Source organism: Streptomyces sp. NPDC055099 (assembly GCF_053607685.1).
The window spans coordinates 38,897-49,038 of record NZ_JBSGUA010000017.1; the positions used below are offsets into that span (position 1 = coordinate 38,897).

9 protein-coding genes are annotated in these 10,142 nt (G+C 72.1%); 4 read left to right on the top strand and 5 right to left on the bottom strand.

All coding sequences use genetic code 11. The features are described from left to right. Window positions 1–69 precede the first annotated feature (69 nt). Both ACWFRU_RS33465 and ACWFRU_RS33470 read left to right on the top strand, forming a co-directional pair. The gene (locus tag ACWFRU_RS33465) at window positions 70–1,683 is read left to right on the top strand and encodes an alpha/beta hydrolase (RefSeq protein WP_453691887.1); all 1,614 of its coding nucleotides are present in this window, start codon (window positions 70–72) and stop codon (window positions 1,681–1,683) included. Window positions 1,684–1,714: 31 nt separating this feature from the next. After that, window positions 1,715–2,374, top strand: a complete 660-nt coding sequence (locus tag ACWFRU_RS33470; RefSeq protein ID WP_453691888.1) for a maleylpyruvate isomerase N-terminal domain-containing protein — start codon at window positions 1,715–1,717, stop codon at window positions 2,372–2,374. Between the two features lie 66 nt (window positions 2,375–2,440). On the opposite strand, the gene ACWFRU_RS33475 is transcribed toward ACWFRU_RS33470, so the two are convergent. Beyond that, window positions 2,441–3,652 (bottom strand): hypothetical protein, encoded by a 1,212-nt coding sequence (locus ACWFRU_RS33475; protein WP_453691889.1) that lies wholly within the window; start codon window positions 3,650–3,652, stop codon window positions 2,441–2,443. A gap of 375 nt (window positions 3,653–4,027) precedes the next feature. Between ACWFRU_RS33475 and ACWFRU_RS33480 the strand changes: the two genes are divergently transcribed. Beyond that, the gene (locus ACWFRU_RS33480; RefSeq protein ID WP_453691890.1) at window positions 4,028–4,930 is read left to right on the top strand and encodes an AraC family transcriptional regulator; all 903 of its coding nucleotides are present in this window, start codon (window positions 4,028–4,030) and stop codon (window positions 4,928–4,930) included. A 60-nt stretch (window positions 4,931–4,990) separates the two neighbouring features. On the opposite strand, the gene ACWFRU_RS33485 is transcribed toward ACWFRU_RS33480, so the two are convergent. Continuing rightward, entirely contained in the window at window positions 4,991–6,154 is a 1,164-nt protein-coding gene (locus ACWFRU_RS33485; RefSeq protein WP_453691891.1) for a lipase family protein, read from the bottom strand. A gap of 87 nt (window positions 6,155–6,241) precedes the next feature. After that, window positions 6,242–7,258: an AraC family transcriptional regulator gene (locus ACWFRU_RS33490; RefSeq protein WP_453691892.1), complete on the bottom strand. Its 1,017-nt coding sequence runs from the start codon at window positions 7,256–7,258 to the stop codon at window positions 6,242–6,244. Window positions 7,259–7,385: 127 nt separating this feature from the next. Here ACWFRU_RS33490 and ACWFRU_RS33495 point away from each other — a divergent pair, with 127 nt between their 5' ends. Then, window positions 7,386–9,242, top strand: a complete 1,857-nt coding sequence (locus tag ACWFRU_RS33495; protein ID WP_453691893.1) for an AMP-dependent synthetase/ligase — start codon at window positions 7,386–7,388, stop codon at window positions 9,240–9,242. Here the strand turns inward: ACWFRU_RS33495 and ACWFRU_RS33500 are convergent. Together ACWFRU_RS33500 and ACWFRU_RS33505 are read right to left on the bottom strand one after the other, a co-directional pair. Continuing rightward, complete coding sequence (locus tag ACWFRU_RS33500) at window positions 9,208–9,522, bottom strand: AzlD domain-containing protein (RefSeq protein WP_453691894.1); 315 nt, start codon at window positions 9,520–9,522, stop codon at window positions 9,208–9,210. The genes ACWFRU_RS33495 and ACWFRU_RS33500 overlap by 35 nt on opposite strands. Further along, window positions 9,519–10,142 (bottom strand): AzlC family ABC transporter permease (locus tag ACWFRU_RS33505; RefSeq protein ID WP_453691895.1); only part of this gene is annotated, 624 nt, incomplete at its 5' end. The genes ACWFRU_RS33500 and ACWFRU_RS33505, both read right to left, overlap by 4 nt.

A 10,142-nucleotide genomic window follows, 5' to 3' on the forward strand; every position in this document is an offset into this window, starting at 1 on the left:
GTCACCTGGACGGGCGAGGCCGCTGCCCCGCGCTTAGGGTGATCGAGGGGCAGACCCAGGGAGGTTGCCGTGCGTGGAGCTGTTGCACTCGCCGGCGTGACAGCGCTGGCCGTCATGGGGACAGGGGCCTGGCTACCGGGCGCCGGAGCGGGCGCCGGCGCGGATGCCGGGCGTCCGTCGCCGTCCGAGCCCTCGCCCGAGCGGTCGTCCGAGCACTCGCCCAACCTCTCCCGCTTCTACACCCAGAAGATCAAGTGGGGCCCCTGCGAGGACGGCGGGGCAGGCCTGATGGCCGACCCCGAAGCCACCCCCGTGGCCAAGGACAAGAACGTCCGGTGCGGCAAGATCACCGTTCCCCTCGACTACGCGAAACCGGAACGCGGCACGGTCAAGGTCGCCATGATCCGGGTCAAGTCCAGCGGGGAGCCCCGCGGCTCCCTCCTCCTGAACTTCGGGGGTCCCGGCGGCGCCGGGGTCTCCGGGCTCCTCAACTCGCAGAAGGAGTTCGAGTATCTCGGCAAGGGATACGACGTGGTCTCCTTCGACCCCCGAGGTGTGGGCGAGAGTTCGCCCGTCAGCTGCGGGGACGCCGAAGCGCGGGAGCCGGAGATGCAGAAGGACGCCGACGACCCCGGCGCCGTGCTCGACGAGATGCGCAAGATGGCCGAGGAGTGCAAGAAGAACTCCGGGCCCGTCCTCCCGTACGTCGGGACCGTCAACGTCTCGCGCGACATGGACGTCATGCGGCAGGTGCTCGGCGACAAGAAGCTCAACTACCTGGGCTTCTCGTACGGGACGCGGCTCGGCGCCGTCTACACCGCGCAGTTTCCGAAGAACGTCGGGCGGATGGTCCTCGACGGCGTGGACACGCTGACCGAGGATGTCGCCGAGCAGGCCCTGGTGAGTGCGGAGGGCCGCCAGACGGCCCTCGACAACTTCGTCAAGTGGTGCACGGACAACCCGGGTTGTGTCCTCGGCACCGACTCGCGCGCGGCACGCGGCAACATGGTCGAGCTGATCGAGGGGCTCGACACGTATCCGCTCCAGTCGTCGGACGGCGCGGAGTTCACCGGCCAGGACGTCGTGGACGTACTCGGACAGGCGCTCTACAGCAGGCAGTCGTGGCCCGCGCTCTCGCAGGCGCTCGGCGCGCTCCTCGCGGACGGCGACCCCAGGGCGCTGCTGCGGATGAGCGGGTCCCTGGAGCAGCAGGTCAAGGCCCCGCACGACATCCCCGCCGACAACATGGCCGCCGCGCTCATGGCCGTGAACTGCGCGGACGACCCGGACCGCCCGGACGCGGACAGCCTCGAAAAGGAAGTGGGCAAGCTCCAGGCGGAGTTCGAGTCGACCTCCGCGATCTTCGGCCAGTCGATGATGATGCCGGTGCTGTTCTGCTACGGCCGCCCCGCGGGCACGGACTACATCCGAGATGACGTACGCGACGTCAAGAGCCCCGACTTCCTCCTCGTCGGCACCCGGGGCGACCCGGCCACGCCGTACCGCTGGACCGAGGAGACCGCGAAGCGCCTCGGCTCCTCGGCGATAGTCCTCGACAACAAGGGTGACGGACACACGGGGTACGCCGGTTCGAAGTGCGTGCGCGAGAAGGTGGACGGGTTCCTGCTGTACGGCGAGATGCCGAGGACCGGCAGCTCGTGCGGGGTGGAGGAGGAGGGCTGACGGGCGCGGCGGCCACGGCTACCGTTCCCGCATGCGCCGACAAGCCGAACAAGATGCCCCGACCCCTGGCCCCATAACCCCGGACGACCTCGACCAGGCGGTCCAGCTCGCCCTCGCCACCCTCCGCGAGGCACCCCCCACCGCCTGGGACGGCAAGGCGGGAACCCTGGAGTGGGACTGCTGGGAGACGGTGGAGCACCTCGCCGACGATCTCTTCGCCTACGCGGCCCAGCTCGGACCGAAGCAGCCGCCCCTGGAGGGTGAGGTCCCCTTCGTCTGGGAGCCGCGCAGGCCCGGCGGCCCTTCCAACGCCATCCACGCGGACCGGGCCGCGGGCCCGGCCGGGCTGCTCCAGGTCCTGGAGGCGAGCGGTGCCCTGCTGGTCGCCATGGTGCGCACGGCAGCGCCGACGACCCGCTCGTACCACGGCTTCGGGATCTCGGACCCGGAGGGCTTCGCGGCGATGGGGATCGTGGAGACCCTGGTCCACACCCACGACCTGGCCGCGGGCCTGGGCCTGAAGTGGACCCCGCCCGCCGACCTGTGCGCCCGCGTACTCCACCGCCTGTTCCCCGACGCCCCGACGGACGAGGAGCCGTGGCCGACGCTGCTGTGGGCGACGGGACGCGGGGAACTACCGGGGCGGGAACGGCGTACGTCGTGGCGGTGGTACGGGGAGCCCCTGGGGTAGAGGCCGTGCGGGCCGGAGCCGGAAGACTGCCGCACTCCCGGACCCGGCCCGCTCACCCCGCGCGGGTCAGGTCGTCGGCGTGGCCGACACCTCGGGGGAGAGGGCGGACTCCAGGCCGTCCGCGTTGACGGTGGCAACGGCGTAGTAGTACTTCGTGCCGCCCGTCAGGCCGCGGTCCAGGTACTCCGTGCCAGGCGTGGAGTGGGTGAACTCGGCGTTGTCCTTCGTGATGCCGGGGCTCGTCGACCGGTAGACGCGGTAGCCGGTCACGGGAGCCTCGTTGCCGCCGGACGGCACCCCGTACCAGTTGAGGCGGACGCTGCCCGCGCCCGCGGTGATCTCGTACACCTGAGTGGCGCTCGGCGGACGTGGCTCCGTGTACGTCGGCTTGACCGAGGCGGAGGCGGGCGACGAGACGGAGTACCCGGTCGTCGCGACGACGGCGTAGTAGTACTCCCGCTCGTCCTCGCCCCCGCCCACCGTGGCGGTGTACTCGGTGCTCGTCGTGGTGGCCACGCGGTTGGCCGGGTCGGTGATGTCGACCGGCGAGGTCTTGGAGCGGTAGACGGTGTAGGAGGAGACCGGCACGTACGGGCTCTGCGACCACGACAGCGTGAGCCGCTCGCCCACGAGCTGGGCGTTGCCCAGGGTGGGCGCCTTGGGAACGGTGGCGGCCCCGACGGTCTTGGTGCCGTTCACGGCGTTCGACGCCTCGGACTCGTTCCCGACGGCGTCGACACCCCGCACTTCGTACAGATACGTGCGGCCCGCCTCACCCTTCGTGTCACGGAAGGTGAGGGTGGTCGTCGAACCGACCTTCGTGCGCGGGGCGTTGGGGGACTCGGCGCGATACAGGACGTACTTCACCGAGTCCGAGTCGCCGGTGCGCCACGTCAGCGTCACGCCGCGCTCGTCCTCGCGGGCACGGGTGAGGTCCCGCGGCGCGAAGGGGGAGACGGTGTCCCGGGTGCCGCGCAGGGAATCGGTGTAGGGCGAGACGTGACCCGCGCCGTCCAGGGCGCGGACCTTGTAGGCGTACGCGACGTCGGGATCGGCGGCGCTGTCGACGTACGAGGTCGCGCTCAAGGTGTCGAGCAGCTCGTACGGCCCGACCTCGTCCGCTCCCACTCCCTCCGCCTCGGCGCGGTACACCTCGTAGGCGGTGGCCGCGGAGAGCGGGCTCCAGGAGAGGGAGACGGACTCCCGCCCCGACTCGACGTGGAAGCTCTCGGGAGCGTCGTACAAGGGGTTGTCGGGCTGGTCCGGATCGTCGCTCACGCGAGCGGCGGAGCCGGGGGCCGCGGCGGGCGCGGCGTGGGCGGTGCCTGTTAACCCGAGGGTGAGGACGACGACAGCGGCCGCGGAGGCGACGGCTGCGGGTCTGAGTGTGCGGCGTTGAGACACGGCTGGCGTTCCCTTTCCGGTGGAACCACGTACGGGCGTACGGGAGTTCGGGATTGCAGTCGTGGGGGGAGTCGGTGCTGCTGGGCAGTGCTGTGCCGTGGGGGCAAGGCACTGTAGCTGTAGGCGACCGGAAAACGGGAGGCGGCGCGAGGTGGACGCGGAGCCGACCGGACCGGACCGGGCACAGGATGTCGGGTCCGGGAGGGTGGGTTCTTCCTAGCGTGAGGTGTGAAAGGGAAGGAGTCCGGGGTGCTGGAGCGGTTGAACCAGGCCATGGAGCAGATCGAGGCCCACCTCGGCGAGCGGATCGACGTGGCCGACCTGGCGCGGACGGCGGTGACATCGGAGTACCACTTCCGGCGGCTGTTCTCGGCACTGGCGGGGATGCCGCTGTCGGAGTACATCCGGCGCCGGCGGCTGACCGTCGCGGGTGCCGAGGTGCTTGCCGGCGAGCGGACGCTCCTGGAGGTCGCCGTGCGCTACGGCTACTCGTCGGGCGAGGCGTTCGCGCGGGCGTTCCGCGGGATGCACGGGGTCGGCCCCGGCGAGGCCAGGCGGGACGGCGCGACGCTGCGGTCCCAGCCACGGATGTCCTTCCGCCTCATCGTCGAAGGGAGCAGCAGCATGCAGTACCGGGTCGTGGACAGGGACGAGTTCCGTGTCATCGGCAGGAAGGCGCGCGTCCCGCTCGTGCACGAGGGCGTGAACCCGGCCATCGCCGAGTTCGTCCGGGGGCTCGGGCGGGAGACGCTGCAACGCATCGAGAGCCTGTCGGAGAAGCGGGAGAGGTCGGAGAAGCCGGAGCAGGGGCCGGAAGGCGTCGTCTCGGTCAGCGACAAGCTGGACGAGAGCCGCGCCGAGGGGACCGAACTCGACTACTGGCACGGCGTGGTGAGCAGCGCGGACAGCGAGGTGCCCGATGACATGGACGCCCTCGCCGTCCCCGCCGGGAGCTGGGCCGTCTTCGAGAGCGCGGGGCCGTTCCCGCAGACGCTCCAGTACATGTGGCGGGACGTGTTCACGCAGTGGTTCCCGTCGAATCCGTATCAGAGCAGGCCGGGTCCGGAGATCCTGCGGACCCGCCTCTCGGACGACGGCACGCACGCGGAGGCGGAGCTGTGGATTCCGGTGGAGCGGACGGCGGCCGGGTGAGCTCAGCGGCGGGCGGTGGCTTCCCGAAGCCACCGCCCGCCGTCAGTCCTTGGGAGCCGGTCAGCAGTTACCCCGCGCCGGCTTTCCCGCGAACCGGTCCGCCAGCCAGTTGGCCGCCAGCGGCGACTGTGTGATCACCCCGGAGACGTGCTCGCCCAGCAGGACGGTGTGCCACTCCACGTTCGCGCCCTTGGCGCACCAGTCCTCGCGGACCTGCTTGCCGACGCCGTACGGGATCAACTCGTCGGTGATCACGTGGTACTGGTACACCGGCGCGTCCGGCGCCCGCGTGCCGACCTGTGACTCGCGCAGACGCTGCTGCCAGTCGGGTTGGTCGAGGGGATTCTTCACCGTCATGTCGTCGATCTTCTTGAAGGCGCCGAGCACCGCGCCGTCCGCCACACAGCTGTTCCGCAGCGCGCCGATCAGCTTCTTGCCCGCCGGGTTCAGGTACGACTCCAGGTTCAGTTCGGGGAAGGCCGCGTTCTGGCCGATCGCCGCCATGAAGATCAGGCCCGAGCCGTACGAGCCGTCGTTGAAGTCCGCCACCCGCATCAGATCACCCGGAATGCCACCGGCCGCCGTGCCCTTGACCTTCAGGTCGGGGGCGTACGACCCGTGCAGCTCGGCCGCCCAGCTCGCCGCCTGCCCGCCCTGCGAGTAGCCCATGACGCCGACCGGGGTGTCCGCGCCGAGCCCCGCCTCCGGGAGGCGGATCGCGGCGCGGGCGGCGTCGAGCATGGCGTGCCCCTCGGCCCTGCCGACCGTGTAGGTGTGGTCGCCGGGGGTGCCGAGACCCTCGTAGTCCGTGACGGCGACCGCCCAGCCGCGCAGCGTGAGCTGCTGGATGAGGTTGGCCTCGAGGGTCGTCCCGCGGGGGAAGCCCGCGCTCGGGGCGCAGTGGTCGCCCATGCCGATCGTCCCGACGGCGTACGTGATGAGGGGGCGGGGGCCCTTCCTGCCGTCCTGCGGCACGATGACCGTGCCGGAGACGGTGTTCGGCTCGCCCTTCGCCGTCGTCGAGCGGTAGTTGATCTTCCACGCCTTGGTGTGGGTCGGCTGGCCCGGCAGCGGGTGGAAGCTGCTCGGCGCGGAGCTGACGATGTCTCCGGGGGCGGCGGTGTCCTCGGCCTGGGCCGTCACCGGGGTGATGACCGAGAGGCCGAGCGCGGCCACCACGGCCAGGGCCTTTGCGCCGGCTCTTGTTCTGGAACGAACGTGCATGCGGCTCTCCCAACAGTCCTCAATGGCTGGGGTGTGCAGGCGACGACCGTAGTGACTGGTGGGTAAGTCCGGCGCTGGCGGGAGCGCTCAGCTTTGTTGACCCCGGTTCTCATAGCGGTAGGCCCCCGGCGTCGTCCCCGTCCACCGCCGGAACGCGCGGTGGAAGGCCGTGTCCTCGGAGAAGCCGAGCCGCGCGGCCAGCTCCGCGATGGGCTCCGTGCCCTCGGCGAGCCCGGCGATCGCCGCGTCCCGCCGCACGGCGTCCTTCAACTGCTGGTACGAGGTGGACTCCTGGGCCAGGCGGCGGCGCAGCGTCGCGGGGCTCACCGCGAGGCGGGCGGCGATCTCGCCCAGGGACGGCAGGCGGGGCGAGGTGCGCAGTGCTCGGGCCAGCGCACGCCGCACCTGCTCGGCGACCGTCGTCCCGTACTCGCGCCGCGAGAGGAGGTCGAACGGCGCGCGGCCCAGCATCCCCTCCAGCGCCGCCTCGTCCCGGATCAGCGGAGCGGCCAGCCAGCGCTCGTCGAACCCGGCCCCCGTGCGCGCCGCGCCGAAGCGGACCGGACAGCCGAAGAGGAGCCCGTACTCGTCCTTGTGCGGGGGCGGGGGATGTCCGAACTCGGCCCAGTGGAGCGGGATGCGGCGGCCGATGAGCCAGCTGCACAGGCGATGCCAGATGATCACGAGGCACTCGGCGAGGAAGTAGTCCCGTTCGAGGTCGTTGCGCACGGCGAAGACGGCGCTGCCCGTCCCGCGGTGTTCCAGCGTGAGGTCGGGGCCGCCGGGGAACAGCCCGTAGAAGGTGACGCCCCGCTCCATCGCGGCGCCGAGGTCACGGCAGCCGAGGGAGGCGTGGCACATCATCGCGAAGGTGCCGGGCCTGCTGACCGCCGAGCCGAGGCCGAGGAACTCGTCGCCGGTGGCGCGGTACAGCTCCCGGAAGAGGCGGGCGAACTGGACGTCGGTGATGCGGGCCCGGTCGTCGCCGAGGAGCAGCGGGGGGATCTGGGCGGTGCGGAGCAGCGGGACGGTGTCGATTCCGTGGCGCTCGGCGCCGTGCAGCATGGCGCGGACGTGGTGGACGGTGATGGTCCGGCTGGGCATGGGGGTTCCTTCCCCGTACCGGGCCTCCTCGAACTCGGCTTCGGGTCTGCGGGCTGAGCTTCGCGGCCAACCTCGCTGACGCTTCGCGTCATCCCCGACGGCCCGCCCTGTCCCTAGCGTCGTACGCATGCAGCCGACGGAGTCCCCGCGTCCCGAGACCCTGGCCGTCCTCACCGAGTGGGCGGCCGACCGCCATGGCAAGCTGCCGGCCCTGCGCTTCAAGTCCGGAGGCGGGGCGTGGGAGGAGGTCTCGTACGAGCAACTACGCGCCCGGGTAAGGGAGTTCGGTGCCCGCCTGCTGGCCGTCGGGGTGCGCCCGGACGATCGCGTGGCGATCCTCGCCGAGACCCGCCCCGAGTGGACGTACGCCCACTTCGCCGTCCTCGCGGCGGGCGCGGTCGTCGTCCCCGTCTACCCGACGGCGGGGGACGAGGAGGTCGAGTGGGTGGTCAAGGACTCAGGTGCCTCGGTGGTGATCTGCGAGGACGCCGCGCAGGCGGCGAAGATCGAGCGCCTGCGGCCGGGGCTGCCGGGCGTACGGCATGTGCTGCTGATGACGGAGGGAGGGCAGGGGGAGGAGGGGAGCGAGAGGACGGAGAGCAGCCGCGCCCCGGAAGCGGCGCACGCCGACCTGCTGGAACGCGCCAGGGACCGAGCCCCCACCGACCTCGCCACCATCATCTACACCTCCGGCACCACCGGCCTGCCCAAGGGCTGCCTCCTCACCCACGGCAACCTCGGCGCCGTACAGTCCGCCACCCTCCCCCTGATCGAGGCGGGCCCCGGCGACTCGACGTACCTCTACCTCCCCCTCGCCCATCTCCTCGCCCAGCTCATCGAGTTCACGACCCTCATCGCGGGCGGCGAGCTCTGCTTCTTCGGCGGGAAGATCGAGAACGTCGTCGCCGAGCTGGCGGAGGCGAAGCCCACGCATCTCCCGTCCGTACCCCGCCTGTTCGAGAAGGTGTACTCGGTGGTGCTGTCCCTCGCGGAGTCCCAGGCCGGGGGCCGCGAGCGGTTCGAGGAGGCGGTACGCATCGGGGTCCTCGCGGCGGACGGCGCCCTGCCGCCCGAACTTCGGGACGCGTACGAGGAGGCCGACAAGGCCCTCTACGGACTGGTCCGGCAGGCGCTCGGAGGGCGCGTGAGGTGGGCGCTGACCGGCGGCGCGCCCATCGCCCCGCATGTCGTCGACTTCCTGCGGTCCTGCGGGATCGCGGTCTACGAGGGGTACGGGATGACGGAGTCGGCCGGTGTCATCAGCCTGAACCATCCCGGCGCGGTCCGGTACGGAACGGTGGGCCGCCCCGTCGAGGGCTGCGAGGTCCGTATCGCCGACGACGGGGAGGTGCTCGCCCGGGGCGCGATGGTCTTCCCCGGCTATCACGGGAACCCGGCGGCCACGTGCGACGCCGTGGACGACGAGGGCTGGCTGCACACCGGCGACCTGGGTGCCCTGGACGCCGACGGCTACCTCAGCATCACCGGCCGCAAGAAGGACCTGATCATCACGTCGGGCGGCAAGAACCTCACCCCGTCCCTCAGTGAACTGGCCCTACAGCAGTCGCGTTTCGTGTCGCGCGCGGTGATGGTGGGCGACAAGCGTCCCTACCCGGTCGCCCTCATCACGCTGGACGCGGAGGAGATCGGCGGCTGGGCGGGCAGGGAAGGCGTGGAGCTGACCGGGCCTCCCTCCCAGGACCCCCGCGTCCGCGCCCTCGTCCAGGAGGTGGTGGACGCGGCGAACGCGACGGTCTCTCGCCCGGCCCGCATCCGCGATTTCGCCCTGCTGGACGAGGACTTCACGGTGGAGGCGGGCCTGCTCACACCGAGCCTGAAGGTACGCAGGCACGTGGTGACGGAGCGGTACGCGGAGGTGGTGGAGGAGCTCTACCGGAGGGACGGGGCGAGGCAGGAGGAGCCGGCCGGGACCCCGCCGGAGCCCGCGGCTACGACACCCCCGCCAGCCGCAACAGCGCCGTAGTCGCCGCCGCGCCGATCACGACCACGGCGAAGGGAGCCTTCCGCCAGGCGAGGACGCCGCCCGCCAGTACGCCGATGGGCCGCGCCCACCCGGCGAAGCCGTGCCCCTCGGTCAGCGCTCCGGTCGCGAGCAGCGCGACGAGCAGGACCACCGCGCCGACGGTCAGCAACTCCTGGACGCGGGCCGGCAGTTCGACCCGGCCGTGCAGCAAGGGGCCCGCGAGGCGGAAGGCGTACGTTCCGGCGGCGAGGACGAGGACGCAGGCGAGGTAGGCGTTCACGGGGCGCTCCCCTCGGAGAGGCGGGAAGGACGTGCGGGACGCCCCGGTCCGCGCCGCGCCGCGAGGAGTCCGAGGAGGGCGAGCAGTACCGGCACCCCGGCGGGCAGCCACGGAGCGGCGGCCACCGCGATCACCGCACCGGCAGCCGCCGCCCGCCGCGTCATGCTGTCGCCGCGCAGGGCGGGCAGCACCAGGGCGAGCAGCACGGCGGGGAACGCGGCGTCCAGACCGAAGCGGGCGGTGTCGCCGATCGCGGAGCCTGCGAGCGCGCCCCCGAGGACGCTGACGTTCCATACGGCGAACAGGCCGAGCCCGGATATCCAGAACGCGGCCTTGCGCCGCTTCTGGTCGGGCTGGGCGAGCACGAAGGCCGCCGTCTCGTCGGTGATGAGATGCGCGCCGAGGAGCCGCGCGGCCCACGAGCGGCCCAGGCTGTCGGCGACGGCCAGGCTGAAGGCCGCCGTGCGGGAGTTGAGCAGCAGGCCGGTCGCGGGGGGGGGCCCCCGGCCCCCCCCCCCCCCCCCCACCCCCACCCCGCGGTAAATGGGGGGGCGCGCGGTCCCGATGAGCGCCAACAGAACCCGCCCCCACACCCGCCGGCCGCCCCCCCCGGCGGTCGC